This is a genomic window from Marinomonas gallaica (assembly GCF_001639745.1).
In the GTDB taxonomy this organism is placed as follows: Bacteria; Pseudomonadota; Gammaproteobacteria; order Pseudomonadales; family Marinomonadaceae; genus Marinomonas; species Marinomonas gallaica.
In genome coordinates this window covers 150,897-168,730 of the sequence record NZ_LTAX01000009.1, presented here as the reverse complement: position 1 = coordinate 168,730, position 17,834 = coordinate 150,897, and the positions used below count along the sequence as shown (strand labels likewise).

The 17,834-nt window shown below is 43.2% G+C and carries 17 protein-coding genes; 2 read left to right on the top strand and 15 right to left on the bottom strand.

What is annotated here, in order from left to right:
• Window positions 1–71 precede the first annotated feature (71 nt).
• The 3 genes from AYW76_RS10765 to AYW76_RS10755 form a co-directional block, all read right to left on the bottom strand.
• Entirely contained in the window at window positions 72–1,463 is a 1,392-nt protein-coding gene (locus tag AYW76_RS10765; RefSeq protein ID WP_082866194.1) for a GmrSD restriction endonuclease domain-containing protein, read from the bottom strand.
• An 82-nt stretch (window positions 1,464–1,545) separates the two neighbouring features.
• Window positions 1,546–1,929: a nuclear transport factor 2 family protein gene (locus AYW76_RS10760; RefSeq protein ID WP_197467805.1), complete on the bottom strand. Its 384-nt coding sequence runs from the start codon at window positions 1,927–1,929 to the stop codon at window positions 1,546–1,548.
• Window positions 1,930–1,994: 65 nt separating this feature from the next.
• Window positions 1,995–2,609 carry an FMN-binding negative transcriptional regulator gene (locus tag AYW76_RS10755; protein WP_067219647.1) on the bottom strand — a complete coding sequence of 205 codons (615 nt, stop codon included), beginning with the start codon at window positions 2,607–2,609 and terminating at the stop codon, window positions 1,995–1,997.
• Between the two features lie 336 nt (window positions 2,610–2,945).
• On the opposite strand from AYW76_RS10755, the gene AYW76_RS10750 reads away from it, so the two are divergent.
• Window positions 2,946–4,712 (top strand): DUF4153 domain-containing protein, encoded by a 1,767-nt coding sequence (locus tag AYW76_RS10750; RefSeq protein WP_067219643.1) that lies wholly within the window; start codon window positions 2,946–2,948, stop codon window positions 4,710–4,712.
• Between the two features lie 85 nt (window positions 4,713–4,797).
• Here AYW76_RS10750 and AYW76_RS10745 read toward each other — a convergent pair whose 3' ends face one another.
• The 12 genes from AYW76_RS10745 to AYW76_RS10690 all read right to left on the bottom strand — a co-directional run bounded on the left by AYW76_RS10745 (window position 4,798) and on the right by AYW76_RS10690 (window position 16,811).
• On the bottom strand, window positions 4,798–5,400 hold the full coding sequence (locus AYW76_RS10745) for a LysE family translocator (protein WP_067219639.1): 603 nt from the start codon (window positions 5,398–5,400) through the stop codon (window positions 4,798–4,800).
• A 56-nt stretch (window positions 5,401–5,456) separates the two neighbouring features.
• Window positions 5,457–6,284, bottom strand: coding sequence for an AraC family transcriptional regulator (locus AYW76_RS10740; RefSeq protein WP_067219636.1), 828 nt, complete (start codon window positions 6,282–6,284; stop codon window positions 5,457–5,459).
• 172 nt (window positions 6,285–6,456) lie between these two features.
• A complete protein-coding gene (gene sstT / locus AYW76_RS10735) occupies window positions 6,457–7,668 on the bottom strand; it encodes a serine/threonine transporter SstT (RefSeq protein ID WP_067219633.1) in 1,212 nt (403 codons plus the stop codon).
• A gap of 101 nt (window positions 7,669–7,769) precedes the next feature.
• A complete protein-coding gene (locus AYW76_RS10730) occupies window positions 7,770–8,951 on the bottom strand; it encodes a glutathionylspermidine synthase family protein (protein ID WP_067219630.1) in 1,182 nt (393 codons plus the stop codon).
• A 1-nt stretch (window position 8,952) separates the two neighbouring features.
• Complete coding sequence (locus tag AYW76_RS10725; protein ID WP_067219627.1) at window positions 8,953–9,543, bottom strand: DUF1190 domain-containing protein; 591 nt, start codon at window positions 9,541–9,543, stop codon at window positions 8,953–8,955.
• Between the two features lie 10 nt (window positions 9,544–9,553).
• The gene (locus AYW76_RS10720; RefSeq protein ID WP_067037885.1) at window positions 9,554–9,964 is read right to left on the bottom strand and encodes a DUF350 domain-containing protein; all 411 of its coding nucleotides are present in this window, start codon (window positions 9,962–9,964) and stop codon (window positions 9,554–9,556) included.
• A 292-nt stretch (window positions 9,965–10,256) separates the two neighbouring features.
• Complete coding sequence (locus tag AYW76_RS10715; protein ID WP_067037883.1) at window positions 10,257–10,562, bottom strand: STAS domain-containing protein; 306 nt, start codon at window positions 10,560–10,562, stop codon at window positions 10,257–10,259.
• A 24-nt stretch (window positions 10,563–10,586) separates the two neighbouring features.
• Entirely contained in the window at window positions 10,587–10,898 is a 312-nt protein-coding gene (locus AYW76_RS10710; protein ID WP_067037881.1) for a BolA/IbaG family iron-sulfur metabolism protein, read from the bottom strand.
• Window positions 10,899–10,916: 18 nt separating this feature from the next.
• Entirely contained in the window at window positions 10,917–14,354 is a 3,438-nt protein-coding gene (locus tag AYW76_RS10705) for an SbcC/MukB-like Walker B domain-containing protein (protein WP_067219625.1), read from the bottom strand.
• An 8-nt stretch (window positions 14,355–14,362) separates the two neighbouring features.
• Complete coding sequence (locus AYW76_RS10700) at window positions 14,363–14,998, bottom strand: DUF4194 domain-containing protein (RefSeq protein ID WP_067219621.1); 636 nt, start codon at window positions 14,996–14,998, stop codon at window positions 14,363–14,365.
• Window positions 14,991–16,388 carry a Wadjet anti-phage system protein JetA family protein gene (locus AYW76_RS10695; protein ID WP_067037875.1) on the bottom strand — a complete coding sequence of 466 codons (1,398 nt, stop codon included), beginning with the start codon at window positions 16,386–16,388 and terminating at the stop codon, window positions 14,991–14,993. The genes AYW76_RS10700 and AYW76_RS10695 overlap by 8 nt, the downstream gene beginning before the upstream one ends.
• Window positions 16,389–16,433: 45 nt before the next feature.
• The gene (locus AYW76_RS10690; RefSeq protein ID WP_067037873.1) at window positions 16,434–16,811 is read right to left on the bottom strand and encodes a sirohydrochlorin chelatase; all 378 of its coding nucleotides are present in this window, start codon (window positions 16,809–16,811) and stop codon (window positions 16,434–16,436) included.
• Window positions 16,812–16,966: 155 nt separating this feature from the next.
• Here AYW76_RS10690 and AYW76_RS10685 point away from each other — a divergent pair, with 155 nt between their 5' ends.
• A complete protein-coding gene (locus AYW76_RS10685; RefSeq protein ID WP_067037871.1) occupies window positions 16,967–17,833 on the top strand; it encodes a TIGR01777 family oxidoreductase in 867 nt (288 codons plus the stop codon).
• The last annotated feature ends 1 nt before the right edge of the window (window position 17,834 follow it).

Sequence of the window (17,834 nt, the reverse complement as noted above, 5' to 3'; positions counted from 1 at the left end):
AATTTAACGATGGAGTGCCACCTGCCAAAGCAGAGAATCAACCTAATTTACTGTCCGGAATTAGTTGACCACTACATGGTATGTTGTATGTACACCTGAGATTTAACATCTTTAGAAAATCTAGGAGACGTTACATTATCTTCATCGGTTTCTTTAAGGTAATCGAATGATTTTAGGACGCTTTGCACTACACCCTCAATCTCTGATTCGTTTTTTAATTGATCAATAACCAGCGAATACAACCTGTAAAGGTGCTTATAGCTCTTCATTCCACTACCATATTTTGCATTTATTGTAGAAACAAAATGCTTATATTTTAGAAGAAAGGATTCTAGATCTGCTCTAATTTTTATAAAATCGCCTTTCGACTGAGCAGACCTTTCAATTTCTTTATCAATATCAACCCAAGCCAAAATAGATGAGTAAATATGATTTCCTCTTTTATTATAGAAATAAACTAATGGGTGAAGGCCTAATGATGACGCATGAGGCGAGTTCAACCTTCGAAGAAATAAACGCACATTCTTAAGATAATTGACGGTGAGAACTCCATCTTCATCATCTGGCATATTACTTGCTTTCACATTTAAATCATTACATTTCTTGACTAAATCAAAGATAAAACTATTTGTTTGTGGTGAATTATGTTTCTTAATCAGAGGGACGTCTAACGTGTGGATAGGGCCTGATACTTTAGGTTGAAATATTAGTGCATGAACTTCTTTAGATATTTCCTCAATTTGCTTAATGATCTCAGTTGAAAATTGAGACCAGTGCTTGTGTCCTGTTCCAGCTCGTATTATTGCCCGTGAAGCAATCGCAAATGATTTTCTTCTAGATTTAAGAAGCTCAATTTCTGTTTCATTAATTTTGGATGCTTTCTGGTTAATCTTAAAAAAAGAATGCTCTGCCTTATCAGCACCACCAGTTACCCATTGTAACTGAATTGAAGTCCTACCTAAGCTAAGAGCCCTTTCAAGTATTTCTCTATTTGTACTATCACTATCAGCTATAGCTTTTTTGTAGTCACTATATGGCTTAACTGTCGACTTAATTTTCTCACGCGTCAGATTAGCAATATCTTTTTGTTCATCATCAATTTCATCATTAAAAAACTTCTTAGATATCTCGCCATCACCATAATCATCATTAATCCAAGCAACTAAGGCTCCCAATCTGTGCGCACCATCTATAACAAAATTATATGGCCCCGAATTCCATAAAATAACAGCAGGTATTAAATCACCATCAATAAAACTTTGAATGAACTCACATAGCTGATCATCTGTCCAATCAGACGTTTCACGCTGAAAGTCAGGCTTTCGTAGACCAGCATAAAAAAACTCACCTTTCTCAAGATCTTTTACACTAACATTCTGGTTAAATGATGAAGCTCTACTAACACTATCGATAACTTCAAAATCTTCTCTTGCAATAAGAGCATCTAAGTTTACGTTTGGCATTAATTCTACCTAATAATTACGTTATTTTTTAAAAGCCGGATCCCAATGCTCTGCAATTTCCCCATTCTCAATCCGAAACATATCAATCCAAGTCGCGGGCAAAGCTTAGGATTACCATATCGCGTTCCGCGACAATAGAGACCAATGGGCCAGAAATCTCATCTCGAATCGGTTTAGGTTGGCTATATTGGGCAAAGAAGTTCACAAAGCCATCACGCCCCGTTGGGACGTTAGGGTTGTGTTGGATGTAGTCCTCACTAAGATATTGGTCGGCTTTATCAAGATGGCCACCTTCGAAAACTTCATGCCAGAAGCCGTAGACGAGTTTTTTATTGGCTTCGAGCTTTGGATTATCACTTTGTAGTAGCACTTGTTGATCAGGCGCTGGAGTGACGAGCATTTGTGCGTAGGCTAATGGCATCGAGAATAAACCTACAATAAGCAGCGTTTTTACGAAATATTTCATAGAAAGTCCTTTTTATAGTTTGATCACATTGTATGCATAAAAACGAATCGCGACTACTGCTGTAGTCATTCCCCTATTCCCAACTGTCGACTTTGCATGTAGTTCGCGAGCTGTTGAGCTTCCAATGAATCAGTTTCTAGCAATGCTTGATAAACGCCTATCTGATCAGCCGGTTTTCTATGCTGGCCGAGTTTTTCTTTAGCTTGTATGTCGTCGAGCACAATTCGAAATCCCACAACAGCTTTTGTAAGACGTGCTTTATATTCTCTTGGCATAAGTTGGTCATTGCTGAGAAGCTCTGGTTCGTATTTTGAAACAAGTTCATCCATTGAATCAGAAGTTTCTTGTTCACTGAGAAGCTCGACCACACCGTAACAATGGACTGCAGCATAGTTCCATGTCGGTACAGCGGGGTTGGTTTGATACCAAGAAGGTGAAATATACGAGTGCGGGCCACTAAAGACGACTAATACACGCTGACCGTCCACTTGTTGCCAATGTCCATTGGCTTTTGCAAAGTGCCCGTATAAACAACCTAATTCGCCCTCTTCTGGTTTGAAAATCAAAGGTAAATGTGTAACTTCTAGCGTCGGCGACACAATCAATCCAAAGCCAAATTGTTTTATAAACTTGGCGATGGCAACTGACTCAGTCAACTCCATACTGGCAGGTGTATACATGATCGTCCTAATTTGTCATTAATAGATGTTCAAATGTCTTTTGTACAAGATTCAGTTCAGACATGACCTAATGATAACGAAAATCAGGCTTTTTTTGTGTAACAATATTCCGCGCTACTGAGGCACCGTCAAACCAATGAATTCGATGACCATCACTTAGACTTTTCAATCAGCTTACAGAAGCATTACGTTTACAAACGCTAAAACCACTTAAAATTAGTTAGACGTTGATAGTGTGACAAAACATCACACCCAACTCTCCCCTTCACTTCTTTCTTTATGACAGGCTAACAAAGCCTGTTTTAAGGGCCTCAGTAATTAAAAGGATTTACCACTTTGAAATTAATAAACAAACTATTCCCACTCGATGATTTGATGGGGACTGTGAAGCGTTTTCCCTTATCTGTGCTATCTGCATTGTCGCTGTTTGTGATGTGCATTCTATTGATCCATAACGTGGTGGACATTGAAGACGAATTTATTCAGCGATTATTCGTTTTTCTTGGTAGCTGCTACCTTATGTTCGGGATCACTCGTTTAACGGCGCAAAGCCAAGGCTTAAGCCGCACCAAAGAATACAGTATATCCATACTGTGTGCGGTTGGGGTTATTGCATTAACCTGGTTACCGACTCTATGGTGGATGCATTTTTACTATTTGGTGCCAGCACTTTTGCTTGTGCTGATGTTTGCCCCTTATATAAAAGCTGGAGATGATCTTTCGGTTTGGTTTTTTAACGGCAGCATGTGGTTTGGGGTGGTGGTGTCTTATGTGGCTTTACTGCTCTTCGCCGGTGGTCTCTGTACCGCTTTATGGGCAGTGTATGTACTGTTTGATGTAAACATAGTGGAGGAAGTATATAGCGACATTTGGGCGTTTGCGTGTTTAATTTTGGGACCTTTGTACGCTCTAAGTTGGGTGCCAGAGCGTTTTACTTTTAACAAGGAAGATTGCAACGCCCCTGCTGGATTGAAGTTTATTGTCAACTGGATTTCCGCGCCGATGGTATTTCTCTACCTTGGTGTTCTGTACGCGTACTTTATTAAGATCCTTGTGACAGGCGAAGTGCCGAATGGGCATTTGGCTTATATGATTAGCGGCTTTATTGGCGCGGGAATCATTACTTATCTATTGGCGCATCCTTTACGTGACGAAAGCTCACCCCAATTACGCTTATTTTATCGAATCCTATTTCCCGCCATGATTGTGCCTGTCGCGTTTCATTTCTATGCGATTTGGGAGCGAGTCGGTGCATACGGTGTCACCGAGTCCCGTTATATGCTGGCAATTTCTGCCATATGGTTTGCGTATTTGGCCCTTGCAGGAACACTCAAGCGTCTACCTTTACGAGCTGTACCTATGTCGCTGGCAATATTAATGTTAGTTGCAACGGTTGGCCCATGGAGTGCTGTGTCTGTTTCAGGACAGAGCCAAAAGGCAAGGTTGGAAACACTACTAGTAGAAAACAACATTTTAATTAATGATAAAGTAGTCATTCCAAAGAGTGAGCCAAGCTTTGAAGCGCGAAAAAATATCAGCTCTATCCTTGCCTATATGTGCCAAACGAAACGAGATGAGCTGATTGAAATCTGGTTTACACCATCAAAAGAAGATACTGAGTTTCAGTGTGACCAATACGATTTAACCGAAGAAATGGGATTTGAATTTGTCTACTCATTCGAAGAATTCGTCGATGAAAATCAATTTAGATTCAACTCGAAAAGTTATAACTATAAGGATATCGCTGGCTATGATCGCTTAATTGAAAACAATTACCTGCACAAGTTTTCGGATAAGCAAGCTTTTGATAAATATGAGTTAACATTTGATAATGAAGAGACTTTTAACGTTGAATTCAATGCACCAAACCTAATTGTTACTGTAGCCGATATGGAGCCTGTTAGCTTGGATTTAAAAGCATTTGCTTACCAATTGTTTACGGCAAGTACCGAAGACACAGAGCGCAATGACATGGGCATTCAAGGTGAGAACAAAGACATGCGTTATCGTATAGAGTTCAGCCACCTGAGCGGTGAAAAGCATAGCGACAATCTTGACTTACAAAGCATCAGCTTTGACTTTTATTACAAAGCTAAAAATTAAGTCTAGACCATATCGATTTGCCATATCCGATACAAGATATCGGATATGGCAATAGGACATAAACTAAGCCTCTTCTTTGCTACAACTACCCAAGGAGTTGAGTCGCTTCATAAACAAACTGACCAGAGACTAACAACAATAAGGCCGCCATTGATCGCTTTACAGTGCTTAGAATTTTGGGGTTAAGCACGGCATGCTTTAACTTATTACCTGCAATAAAGTAGCTGGTCGGTGCACCGCCGGCCATTGCCCCCAATATTATCGACATCATCAAGATGGAAATGCCTTCAATGTGCGCATTTGGAAACTGAATGGTGACAATGGGTAACACCGCAATCATGGCTTTTGGGTTGGTTAATTGCATTACAAAGCCAGAGATAAAAGAGAAATTACGCTGGCCTTCTTGAATCGCCTGGTGCTTATTAAAGCTCGCCATAAAGATTTTAATTGCTAAGTAAGCAATGTAAGCGCTACCACCTAATGCAGCGACGCCTTGTAAGGTGGGCGTCATAATCGAGCTGCCTAAATAACCAGTAATGACAAATAACATTGTCATGGCCACACCAACTCCCGCACAAAACCTCAGTACACGCCAATTACTGTTTGTAATACCAGCAAACAGAGAAAGCATATTAACCGGGCCTGGACTGTACATCATCGCCAGTGCAAACAGGAATATTTCGAGCATAAAGCAGCCTCCAACGGTCACTCAATGGATAAAAAAACGCTAGGTTTGATTGAAATTTAGCGCGCTAGCAGTAAGCGCTGATATTGTCGCGGCGTCATACCAAACACCGGTTTAAAGCGGCGGTTAAAATGGCTTAAGTCATTGAATCCCAGTTGATCTACAACGTTCATAACAGATACGCCAGCGCGTAACGCCTGCTTGCCGCGATGAATGCGTACATTCAGCCAATACTGGTGTGGCGTCATGCCGGTGTAGGCTTTAAAGCTGCGAAGAAAGTGGTACTTTGACATACAAGCAACTTGGCAAAGGTCATCAAGTGAGACTTCTTTTTTGTAATGCTCTTGCAAGTAATCTTTCGCTTGATCTAGCAGCCGTTGGCGGCGTGTCTCCGGCAGCAAAGACTGCTTTGATTGGTAGCGTACCAACTGTTCTGTCAGCTCGAATAGCAGTGACTCATATTCACTAACGGTGGCATGATTCAATTCAATTAATTGCGCTAGACGCATAATTTGCTGCTTTACCAAAGGATCATTAAAGACAGCATCTTGAATACGAAACAGCTCCGGTGATGTTACATTAAGTGCCTCAAGGGAAGGCATCAACTGATCAGGATGAACATACAACATAGTATAGGTCAGTACCGCATCAGCCCCCGATTCTCCATCATGGGCATCACCAGGATTAAACACCATTATTTGTCCTGGGTGACTGTGATGAAACGCTCCATGAGCGTAAAAATCTTGGCGGCCCGATAAAGTCACCCCGATGGAATACTCTTCATGGGCGTGGGTACTGTACGCAAAGTCTGTCATTGATGCGTGCAGTAACATCAGATGATCGACACCATCACTGTTAATGAATTTGAATCGGTTGTCTTCAGACATCTTCAATCACAGCCTCTGTTCTTATTCAATACAGTGATTATAGCGACTGCTACCTTCCTTCGATTGGACAAAATTGCGCTTTTTTCCAGCGCGTGATTTAAACCTGCCTAATCAGATCAAAAAAAGCGAGCCGAAGCTCGCTTTTTGGAAACACCAGATATTTCTGTTGTGATTAAGCTTTATGACACGCCGCTGCCGTAAACAATACATCGGTAGAGCTGTTTAGCGCTGTCTCAGCAGAATCTTGTAGTACACCAATGATAAAACCAACCGCAACCACTTGCATGGCGACATCATTCGGTATGCTAAACAAGCTACAAGCCAACGGAATCAGTAATAGCGAACCACCCGCTACACCAGAGCTACCGCCAGCCGACACAGCGGCAATGATGCTTAGTAACAAAGCCGTGCCGAAATCAACAGGGATACCTAAGGTATTCACCGCAGCTAATGTTAGAACAGTGATCGTGATCGCTGCACCCGCCATATTAATAGTTGCGCCCAAGGGAATGGATACCGAATACGTGTCTTCGTCTAATTCTAAGCGCTCACATAAAGACATATTCACTGGAATGTTCGCCGCGGAGCTACGTGTAAAGAACGCCGTTATGCCGCTCTCTTTTAGACATTTAAACACCAATGGGTAGGGATTTTTTCGCGTCGCAAGAAATACCAATAATGGGTTTGTCACTAAGGCGATGAATAACATCGCACCAATCAATACCATCAATAGGTGTGAATAACCAAGCAAGGCATCAAAGCCTGTAGTCGCGACGGTATTCGCCACTAAGCCGAAAATACCAAACGGGGCTAAGCGAATAACAAAGCCAACCACCGTCGTGATACTGTCAGCAATATTCTGTAGCAGCACTTTGGTTGTATCAGACGACTGACGTAAGCCAATACCAATTACAATGGCCCACGCCAAAATGCCAATAAAGTTACCCGTCGCCAAAGCATTGACGGGGTTATCAACCATATTAAACGCCAAAGCGCCAAGCACTTCACCAATGCCTTGTGGCGCAGCTCGACCGAGCTCCGCAGACACCAAACTTAGTTGTGTTGGGAATGCAAAACTGAAAACGACCGCTGTTAAGGCTGCAATTAAGGTACCTGCTGCGTAAAGCACCAACACCGGTTTAATAAAGGTTTGTTGGTTCTTTTTGTGATTTGCAATCGATGCTACCACCAAGAGAAAAACAAGAATGGGTGCGATACCTTTTAGCGCTTTAACAAAAAAAGCCCCTAAGATACCAGCTGTCTGACCTGCACTTGGCGAAACGGACGCCAAGGCCACACCGCATACAATACCCAAAATAATCAGCAATACTAAGCTACTATTCATATAACGCTGGAACAGCGTCGGAGTCGTACTTGAAGCCATGAAGATACACCATCATTTTTTGAAGCGTGCACCATAAAGCATCACACGCAAAAATTGAACCTTTTCAGTTCAAAATTATGACTTAAACAACAAAGCAACTTTCAACCACGGATGACATGCGGCAAATAGCGACTCATATCTTGAGTGATCGGACTGCTGTCTTCGCGGACCGATATCCCCGCGGCTTGGTCGTTAACAAGCCAGCTTCCAATCAGGGTGTAGCTGTTATCGAATTTCGGTAGCATGTGAGCTTGCTGGTATATATGGCCTTCTTGGCCGTATGGACCATCGGTTTCTACCACGGTATTTCCAGACTGTATAATCGAAACATTAGCACCTTCTCGAGAAAAAAGGGGCTTCTTCACCCAAGTACTTTCGCTGGTAACATTGTGTATTTCATCTCCGAAGTAAGCTGGCAGTAAATTGGGGTGATCTGGGAATTCGCGCCATAGCATGGGCAACAAGGCTTTGTTAGAGAGCAGACTTTTCCAAGGCGGCTCAATAAAGCTCACCGGGTGACGTCCGAGCAAGTCACCAAAGCTCTCGTTGAGCATAAACTCCCATGGATACAGTTTAAATATCCAAGTGATAACTTGGTTCTTACTATCGGTTAGTTGACCTGCAAGGTCGCGGCCAATGTCTTCAACATAGACAAACTCTGTGGCGATGCCAGCTTCGGCGGCACAGTCTTCTAAGTATTGAACAGTGCCGCGATCTTCAATAGAGCCTTTACAGCAGGCGAAATGCAGTGTCTGCCCTGCTCGCTTAGTTTGTTCAATTTGAAGAATTTGCCTCAGTCTAGCGATTAACTTTTCTTGAAGACTGTTGAATTGATCGCAATCAATGCTTAAACGGCCTTGGTTTACATTTTGCTCTAACCATAGCCATTGCCAGAAGCCCGTTTCGTAAAGACTCGTGGGGGTATCTGCGTTGTTTTCATAAAGCTTCGCAGGACTTTTTCCATCGTAGGCAAAATCTAGTCGCGAATAAAGACTTGGGGCTTTTGCCTGCCATGACTGGGCAATGAAATCCCAATGTTTAGCAGGCAGACCAAAGCGCTGCATCAAATTTTCGTCTTTTATTACTTTATCCACTACATGTAAGCACATCTGATGAATATCTTCACTGGGCGCTTCTAAATCATGTTCAATTTGCGCTAAGGTAAATTGATAATAAGCAGACTCATCCCAATAGCGTTCACCATGCATGGTATGAAAATGAAAACCGTACTCTTCGGCTAACATTTTCCAATCGTCTCGTTCTTTGATAGGAATACGAAACATCTTACCCTCCCCAGCTCGAACGACTTGAGCTATAGGACGCATTTCGTGAAGCGATTTGCCCAAACCCTCCGCGCGAGATGGTTGAGGTAGAGCGCGGCTTCGACGTTTCAGTTGTTCCCCTAGGCACTGTATAACGAGAACCTCCTGCTCTATTCAATGGTGTACCATCAGACATCACTTTTTGAGTTCCATAGGATGATAAGTATGAATATGCTGGATGATAATAGCGATTTCGATCGTAGCGATTTAAAGCCGAGCCAATCATAAAGCCACTCATCATAGGAATAAAAGTACCGTTGTCACTTTCATAACAACCATCTTCACGAAAATCTTGTTCACAGCGAGCTTGAGTATCAAATTTCGGAGCTGTTTTTTCCGACTCGGCAAGGGCATTCTTATACGCCATCTCACAGTCTTGCTGACTTAGAGACGTATCTGCCATACAGTCATCAACGTTTTCTACGTACGTCACCTCTTCTTCGTTAAAAAAGGTGCTGTAGATAAAAGCGCCTGCAAACAGCACGAGCGGTGCACGACGTAAATTAGAGCGTTTCAGAAAACGTGACGTATTAATTTTTTTGGTGCGTTTCATATTACCTTCCTTAGTACGTCATGCAGGCGGCGTTAAGGACTCCTACCGCAATGCTCACCGACGCTAGTACCACTCCTGCGCTGACTTCACCTTCCTCTAAACGCTGGACTATTTTCGGCATGTAAATAAAACGCACGATGGCAAAAGCGAATGTTTGTGCCAACAGCGCAACAAATGCCCAAGTGATGCAATCCCACAATGAAACTGAATTACTAATGGCACTGGCTAAGGCCAATGAAAAGCCAACAACACTACCACCCAGCCCAATAGCGGCGGCTACGTTGCGTTGCTCTTTAATAAGCTTCCACTCATCTTGGGGTGTAATCAGAGTATAGACTGACTTAAAAATGACAAGCGCTACCAGCGCTGAGCCGAAATATAAGCAAAAACGTAAAATACTTAACAGAGTGTGCTCAAGCATGACAATCCTTCATTGATTCTATAGACGTTAAAAGAATCTCAAGGAGCAAAAGGCAAGGTTTGGGGCGGGAATACCTCGAGACACCGTAAACTACGGCTCTACGAAAACAATGTATGAAATCCTTTTCTAAACGCTCCTTAGAGGGGCGCTACTATACAAAAGGCTAAGTAAATTGCAAAAGAGGTAAGTTTGAGATTTTCAATAAATTTACATGCGTAAATTTATTGAAACAGCTTGATAGGTGTTACATGGGAGTAAGCTCCAACAACTACCTGCCGGAGCTTACTGGATATCACACAATCGTGAACCGCTTATCGAAACGAGAGATCATCAGGATATTGCGAATAAAGCCGTTTGCCCCTGCGATTTTAATATCGACGTTTTCGCCTAACGAAGCCTTCATACTAAGCAACATCCCCAATGCGGCACTGTCTAAATACTCAACACTCTCAATATCGATCGTGAAGTGTTTATAGCGACTGTCCACAAACTGTTCGTAAGCCTCTTTAAAATCGTTGAATAAAGAGAAGTCAAAGCTACCTACAACAGATATTTCGACCATTCCTTTGTTCTTATATTCGGTAACAGTAATACTCATATATTCTGACCTTCGCGATCCCGCTTAATGGCCGCCTCCCATACAATCTGGTGACTGTGGGGATTCAAAGCGGCGAGCTTCCCATTCTTCATCTGTATATAAGTGTAGCGCTAATGCGTGTATTTTCTGCATTTGATCAGTTAATGCGCCGTACACAAGCTGGTGACGCTGTACCGCTCGTTTATCAGTAAACGCATTGCTCACAAGTGTCATCTTAAAATGAGATTCGCTGCCTTGCGGCACATTATGTTTGTAGCTTTCGTTTTCCAGCTCAATGTGATCAACATTAAACGCTCGCTGGATGGTTTCTCGAATTTCATTCTCAATACTACTCATACTTCCTCCACGAGTCGCTTATTCAGCTTCCGTTAATTCGTCTTTGTTTGCATTATCTAACTCATGGTCACCACTTAGCAAGGCCTGACCACGTTGTTGAGGGTAAGCGACATCAATCGATACCGCGCCACCTTCACGCCAAACGCTGATAATAGTGTCCATATTGGCCGCCATCACCGCGCGCTTATCATCCGGTGCGGCTGCAATCACCTGTAGGCCGATGTCACGCATGAAGCCCATACAGGTCGATGTTTTCGCCATATCAATCTTGTTGAAGGCTTCATCAAACATGGCCAGCGAGAATCCACCAACTATGTCGCCATCCATGGTTTCATGGAGACGGTAAGTGGTCGATAAAGCGGCCGCAATTGCCAAATAGAACGGAATTTGGTGCTCACCACCCGAACCGGTTTGGATTCGTTGAGATAAAGTCGTTTTCTTATTGCCTTCTGTGTCCAAAATATCGACTTCAAAGTTATAAAACTTACGGTAATCAGCAAGGTCTTTTTGCTTTTCCTCATCGGTGATCAGCTCTTGAATCACAGCAATCGCTCTAGCGTGCTCTGGGTCCCCTGTTTGTTCCGGGTCAAATAGCCCGCCTACATTAGCTTGATCCATTGAACTGAACTTGGCCACCAAATCTAAGATATCTTTCATATCGCCGTTTGGGTAAAAGCGGAATTGATATACTTCTTGGTTAAACGGGCGGCGTTTCAAGCTGCTGTTAAGCTCTTTGATAATCAGCGCCACTTGGTCCAATGAATCTTTTAGTTTAGACACATAATCACTGCGGAACGTTTCTTCTGCTTCACGACGGGCAAGTTCAGCACGCTTCGCATACTTCGCAAGCTCAGTTTCACTCAGCACCGTAATCTGATGTGTGACGTAATGTTCAAACTCTTCAAATTTGGACTCTAAGTAATCCAATTGAATATCATCGTCCATACTGCTGTTGTGGTATTTCGCGTAATGATCGGCCACTTCTTTACGGACTTTTTGATCGAATATTTTGACTTTTTCAGTGGCTTTCTCGGCACGACTCAGCGCTTCTTTATAAATCGCAGCACCGTTTACCATACTCGATTCTAGCAACTCATAACGCTCGCTGGCGAACTCGGCATTGAATAAAGCGTTTGAGGTAATTCTTGTACGCTCTTCATCTAATGCCGACAAAGCTTCGGCAAGCTGTGTTTTCTGAGTATTCAATGAGCCGTACTGCTCAGCGATTTGCTGACGCTCACGGTCCAGTTTTTTACGCTCTAATTCGATTGAGGCAATACGTGCTTTCAAGGCATCGATACGCTCTTGTAAATCCGTGTCATCACGTTGCTGTAAAGCGGCAATTTGCGCTTCAACGTCTGCCAGGTCTTGCGCAACACGCGTATTGGAGGCCCCCGCGTCTTGCAGTGATTCCGCATCAAACTGATTGGAGGCCATTACGCGCCCCAGCATAGAATCCGCTTTTTCTAAACGCTGGTCAGTTTTCATGTAGTCCATCAACTCGCCGCTGAGCTGTTGCAGCTGAGCTTCACGCGATTGACGCATGCCATCGGTATTAATCCCCACCATCATATGTGGTTGGAATCGAATGGTCGAGATCGTGCCTGACAACTTCAACATACCATCGGCTGTCATAGCGCTGTCTTCACGTAACAGTTCACGCTCTGTATTGACAGGCTTGATACCACCAAGACGACGATTTAAATACGCTTGAGCATGATCATTATTACAACGAATATAGCGTAGAACCGAATTGTTATCACCACGGTTCAACCACAGACGGGTTTGTGTCGTGTCGATCACACGACAACCCATCAATTGACGACGGTGCGCTCGGAAAATACGAATCGCTTCTTCAGCATCATCCGGTTCAACGATCAACGCTTCGCGCTGCCCACCTAAATAACCTTCAATGGCATCTTGCCATTTGTGATCTGTAACCTCTGCTAAGTGACTCAGTGGCGTCGCTTTAATATTAGCTTGGTCAAGTAAATCAATTAAGCGTTTGACGTTGGGAGATAGTGGACTCGATCCGCCTTTCAAAGACTTAACATCCGCTTCCAGCTGGCGACATTCATCTTTTAGATTTAAGATGTTGCGGTTTAACTGGGTACGCTGCTGGAAAACAGCACTTTTACCTTCATCAAACGCATCATTGATTCGCCCCAATAATTTACTAACGGCTTTGATATTACCAACAATGTTACCGTCTGCATCAATGCTATTAGCTAACGATTGCGCTTCGCTAATCATTGCGCAAATGTCTTTCGGCAAGACATCTTCAAACACTTGCAACGCGCCAAGCAGCTGTAACACTTGATGCGCCTGAATCACTGTTTTACGGTCTTGTTGACCCTCAAGAGTCAGCAGCTTTTTGCTCTGCTCAAGCTGCTGCAGTTTCAGGCCAACATCAGAGTGTTCGTATTGCTGCTCTAGACGAACTAACTGCCCTTGCAACTGTTTAACAAGGTTCGCTTGCGCGACAATCTCTTCGTCAATTTCCTCTTCACGTTCTTTGAAGTTTTCGTATTGATCTTGGATCTCATCTTGCTTGCTACCGAGCTGATCGAAACGGGCTTCTGTGGCGATCCACTGATAATTAACGACAGTTTGTTCTTGTTGATGCTTCTTGTCACACTCAACTTGAATGGCTTGCAGATCATCAATTCGTTTCGCTACTTCTTGAGTTTTTGCTTCTAGTTGGCGATATTCCAGCAAAGACTTCTGATACGCGCCCACTTGTAGAGGCTGCTCTGCAAGTACGAAGTCTTGAACAAACCGCGTAGGAGATGCAATCGGTACAAATTTAAGGGCATTTTTAAAGTTTTTAAGAAAAGAGTCCAGCGTGATCAGTTGCTCAGCGCTTGGGCTTAGCTCTTCTAAATAGCGATTCATGTATTGTGTCGCAGAAGCGCTACCAGACTTAATGTAGGGGTCTAAACACACTTTCTTCATTGCTTCGCGCACTTCAGGCCAAGACTTAGATTTGTATTGTTTTTCTCCCATCACATCGATGAAATCTTCACGACGAACACCGTAGTTGGACAAGACAAAACGTCCTAATACGTCTTCCTCTGGGCTCGCTAAAGAAGCCGTTAAACACAGGCCAACGGTCGACTCTTTGCCTGTATTCGAATCCTCGAATACCAATGCTAGGTAAGAAATCGCATCTTGACGTGTTTGTGCGCCATTGACTTTGTCGCTCGCCTGACCAGAATCGATCATACCTAAAATGTAGGAGCGAATACTTCGTCCTGATGCTTTACCGTCGTTGGCACTGGCGTTGTAGTTCAGATGACGTTTACTGGCTCCTGTTAACACTGTCTGAATGGCGTCGAGTAATGACGATTTACCAGAACCCGTAGGACCAATAATCGCCGTATTACCCCGAATATTGATTTCTTCCGCGCCCAATAGGTACCAGTTTATAAGAACAATTCGATTTAACTTTTTCATGCCATTTCCTATTGTGCTTCTGGGCTCTGTTCAACTTGCTCGTCAACGACTTCATCTTCTTCTGGATCGGTACCATTGAAGGATTCAAGTTGACGTAAGTAAGCTTCCGTTACCACCAAGCGCACCACTGGCGTGATGTTAACCATGATGTTTTTTGCATCCTCTTCGAACGCTTTGCCTCGGATAATCAAACCATGCTTACTAAACAACGTTAAAATGTCTTTAAAGCGTGTTTCCGTGGGAATTTCACGTTTCACCAATTGCACATAGCGTTCAAGAATGGCCACGCTGTTAGTGGCTACAAAACCGTTATCAATTTCAAAATTTTCTACTTTTTCTTCGTAGATTTGACGTAGAACCAATAAGAAAAGTGTTTCGTCCGTTTTCAAACGAACAAACGCTTCACGCTCTATCGGCAATAAGCCAGCTAAACGTTCATTTTCGTTCACGTATAGCTTCATACCTAAGGCATCAAACAGGTTACTAAAGTATTGCTGGTACATCTCGACTAATAAAAAATGGCGACGTTGACCATGTTTGAAAGCACTGACAAATTGGTTAGCAAGTAAATAGTTCGCAGTCTGCTGAAACTCTTGTGGGTCTTTACCGGACTCTTCTACGACCCGTTTTAATTCTCTAAGCATTCGATTTGCTCCTGCGTACTACATTAAATTCTCGACATTCTACGAACTCGTGAACATTGATATATTGGTCTGTAAAAATGACATCAAAGGTTTTTTCAATACGCTTAGCATTCACACCTAATGAGCCGATGTAACGTAAATGGTCAAAGCAGACAAAATCTTCAACAGAATCGATGGTAAAGTCCAAAATATGCATGGTGGGCTGTTCAGATAACTGACGGTCTAAATAGCTTTGTAATTTGGCGACACTGACTTGGCGAGCCTCATGGAAGCGACGCTGACGATCGCGAAAGGCAATCGCCGATTGCGACACTTCCGCTTGCGTAATGACACGTGGTGGTGGCGCTTCTCGGCGCTTGGCTGGTTGCGCACTTGACTCGACGCCAACCACTTTGACACCCACTACATTTTTCAAAACAGGTAAGGTTTCGAATTTTGCTACATCCGTAATGATACCAGCGACTTTGTTTGCTAAGCCTGGACGAGAAGAATCCATGTATCGCGCGGTATCTGCAGCACGTTTTTCAAGGCGATACCGGTATTCGTCGATGCGTTCTAAGCGCTGTTCAATCGTCGTAAATGTTTGGATGATATCGCGACAATCTTTCTCAACGGCGGCGAGCGCTTGATCTACTGAAATTAACTGTTGGTCAGCGTAACATTGCGCAATATTGCCCATTAATGTTGGCTCGGCTAAAAAGCCTTGTGTGAGCTCCAAAATCTGGCGACGAAAACGAAATGGGTTATTGCTGGTTTTGATCGTTTTATAATCGGCGATCAAGATACCTTCGACAAACAGGTCAAAAAAGCCTGCCACGATTTCTTTTGGGTCACGCTTAGCAAACAAGTCGCGTTGTAAACTGCGAATACCTAATAGAATTTGGTTCAAATGCGCAGAGAAATCACGCGATGCCTCAGCGGTTTGACTGAGCGTGACCCCTCGTTCCTGCGGATGATTGGCCACGGACTCAAGGTTGCTTAAGATACTCAGTACGGTCGCACCATAGTTACGTTTACCGTGTCGACTGATTTCAACCAACGAGCGCAACAGCATGGAAACTTGCGGAGACATCAATACACTTACGCGATACAGCTCTTGCTCTTCGATCAACCAACCTGTGTGTACTAAACGATGATAAATGCGTAAAGCGTATTCGTGTATTGTTTTGGGGGAATCGAAGCCATCCTTGTGATCATCATGCCAAGCGAGTGTATCGATCTTGTGAAGCGAGTCTTCTATCGCTTCAATTATGGCTGATTTGTCTTTTATCGGATCTTCCGCGTGGTCATAAAAGACATCGGATAGATCAAATAAAACGGCTTCTATTAGCGTTTTGTTGGAGCCCGATAAAGCTTGGAATATCTCATCGGGCAAATGGGTGAATAGCATTCAGAACCAATCCATTCATTATATTAAAGCTGACCCACCCTAAATTTAGTCATCGGTCAGCTTGGAAGTTATCGCTTTTTCCATGGCACTCACCACTTCGGGATCATCACCAATAGGATTAAGGAGCGTCAAAGTACGTTGCTCGGTATTCAATTCTTCTAGTTGTTTTGGCACATCAACACGTAGATGACGACCCTGAGCAAAAAACAAAGGGAATACAGCGATGTTTGCCGTTTCTGGTGGAAGTATAGCCAACACATCCTCGATCGATGGTTTGCACAATTCCATATAAGCCAAAGTTACCTTATCTTCTGATACGACACCAGTGACCCTTGCCAATAACTGCTCAAAAGGTATTTTCCAACGCGGATCGCTACTGCCGTGGGCCAATAAAATAATATGGTCATATTGCTCTAGTTGCATGGTTTTACCTTTCTTTACATGAGGACATTTTAGCGATTTACCCCTTTAAAAAGAAGGGATTACCCAACCTTAAAGGAATTAAAACACGTATCTAATTGATCTATTTTTCAAAATATGGCGTAAACTTAAAAAACCTTCACTTTTAGGAGCCAGATATGAAAGTTTTAGTCACGGGCGCTAACGGCTTTGTTGCGAGCAATTTGTACCCAATGCTCACCGCTGCAGGCCATCAAACCTTCGCACTGGTCCATAAGCATCAAAACGCCATACCCAGTTACGTTCAAACTTTACATTTAGATGACTTAGGCGAACATTTTTTCGATGTCGTCGTTAATTTAGCTGGAGCTGGCATTGCCGATAAACGCTGGACACCAGCACGCCAAAAGGAGCTATTTGATAGCCGTGTACAACTTACCCATAAACTGTTTGATAAACTGAAACATAAGCCTAACGTCCTATTGAATGCTTCGGCTGTCGGCTATTATGGCTTCGATCAATATAAGACATTTACGGAAGACACTGCTCCCAACTCTGGTTTTACGCATAATTTATGTGCCGCTTGGGAAAAAGAAGCAGAACGATTTGCGGAAGCGGGTGTACGAACAGCCATTTTCCGTTTGGGCGTTGTATTAGGTGATGGTGGTGCTTTAGCGAAAATGAAATGGGCTTACAAATTTGGAATGGGCGGTAAAATCGCTTCCGGTAAGCAATATTTCCCATGGGTTCATATTCATGATGTATGCCGCTTTATTTTATCTGCCATGGAGGACGACCGCTACGAGGGTAAATATAACTTAGTCGCGCCACACAGTGTCACTCAAGCAGAGTTTGCTAAAAGTTACGGTAACGCTCTAAAGAGACCTACGCCGTTTACAACCCCTGCTTTTGTTCTTGAAACTATCTTTGGAGATATGAGCTCTTTGTTAACACAAGGTCAACATGTTGTGCCAAAAGCCCTGTTGGATCAACATTTCGAGTTTGAGTACGCGCAGCTTGATGATGCATTAAAAAGCCTCAATTAAA

What these genes read in the sequence shown, in the direction of transcription:
- AYW76_RS10765 (WP_082866194.1), bottom strand. Translation starts at nt 1,463, where the DNA reads ATGCCAAACGTAAACTTAGATGCTCTTATTGCAAGAGAAGATTTTGAA.
- AYW76_RS10760 (WP_197467805.1), bottom strand. Translation starts at nt 1,929, where the DNA reads ATGAAATATTTCGTAAAAACGCTGCTTATTGTAGGTTTATTCTCGATG.
- AYW76_RS10755 (WP_067219647.1), bottom strand. Translation starts at nt 2,609, where the DNA reads ATGTATACACCTGCCAGTATGGAGTTGACTGAGTCAGTTGCCATCGCC.
- AYW76_RS10745 (WP_067219639.1), bottom strand. Translation starts at nt 5,400, where the DNA reads ATGCTCGAAATATTCCTGTTTGCACTGGCGATGATGTACAGTCCAGGC.
- AYW76_RS10740 (WP_067219636.1), bottom strand. Translation starts at nt 6,284, where the DNA reads ATGTCTGAAGACAACCGATTCAAATTCATTAACAGTGATGGTGTCGAT.
- sstT (WP_067219633.1), bottom strand. Translation starts at nt 7,668, where the DNA reads ATGGCTTCAAGTACGACTCCGACGCTGTTCCAGCGTTATATGAATAGT.
- AYW76_RS10730 (WP_067219630.1), bottom strand. Translation starts at nt 8,951, where the DNA reads ATGTTTCGTATTCCTATCAAAGAACGAGACGATTGGAAAATGTTAGCC.
- AYW76_RS10725 (WP_067219627.1), bottom strand. Translation starts at nt 9,543, where the DNA reads ATGAAACGCACCAAAAAAATTAATACGTCACGTTTTCTGAAACGCTCT.
- AYW76_RS10720 (WP_067037885.1), bottom strand. Translation starts at nt 9,964, where the DNA reads ATGCTTGAGCACACTCTGTTAAGTATTTTACGTTTTTGCTTATATTTC.
- AYW76_RS10715 (WP_067037883.1), bottom strand. Translation starts at nt 10,562, where the DNA reads ATGAGTATTACTGTTACCGAATATAAGAACAAAGGAATGGTCGAAATA.
- AYW76_RS10710 (WP_067037881.1), bottom strand. Translation starts at nt 10,898, where the DNA reads ATGAGTAGTATTGAGAATGAAATTCGAGAAACCATCCAGCGAGCGTTT.
- AYW76_RS10705 (WP_067219625.1), bottom strand. Translation starts at nt 14,354, where the DNA reads ATGAAAAAGTTAAATCGAATTGTTCTTATAAACTGGTACCTATTGGGC.
- AYW76_RS10700 (WP_067219621.1), bottom strand. Translation starts at nt 14,998, where the DNA reads ATGCTTAGAGAATTAAAACGGGTCGTAGAAGAGTCCGGTAAAGACCCA.
- AYW76_RS10695 (WP_067037875.1), bottom strand. Translation starts at nt 16,388, where the DNA reads ATGCTATTCACCCATTTGCCCGATGAGATATTCCAAGCTTTATCGGGC.
- AYW76_RS10690 (WP_067037873.1), bottom strand. Translation starts at nt 16,811, where the DNA reads ATGCAACTAGAGCAATATGACCATATTATTTTATTGGCCCACGGCAGT.
- AYW76_RS10685 (WP_067037871.1), top strand. Translation starts at nt 16,967, where the DNA reads ATGAAAGTTTTAGTCACGGGCGCTAACGGCTTTGTTGCGAGCAATTTG.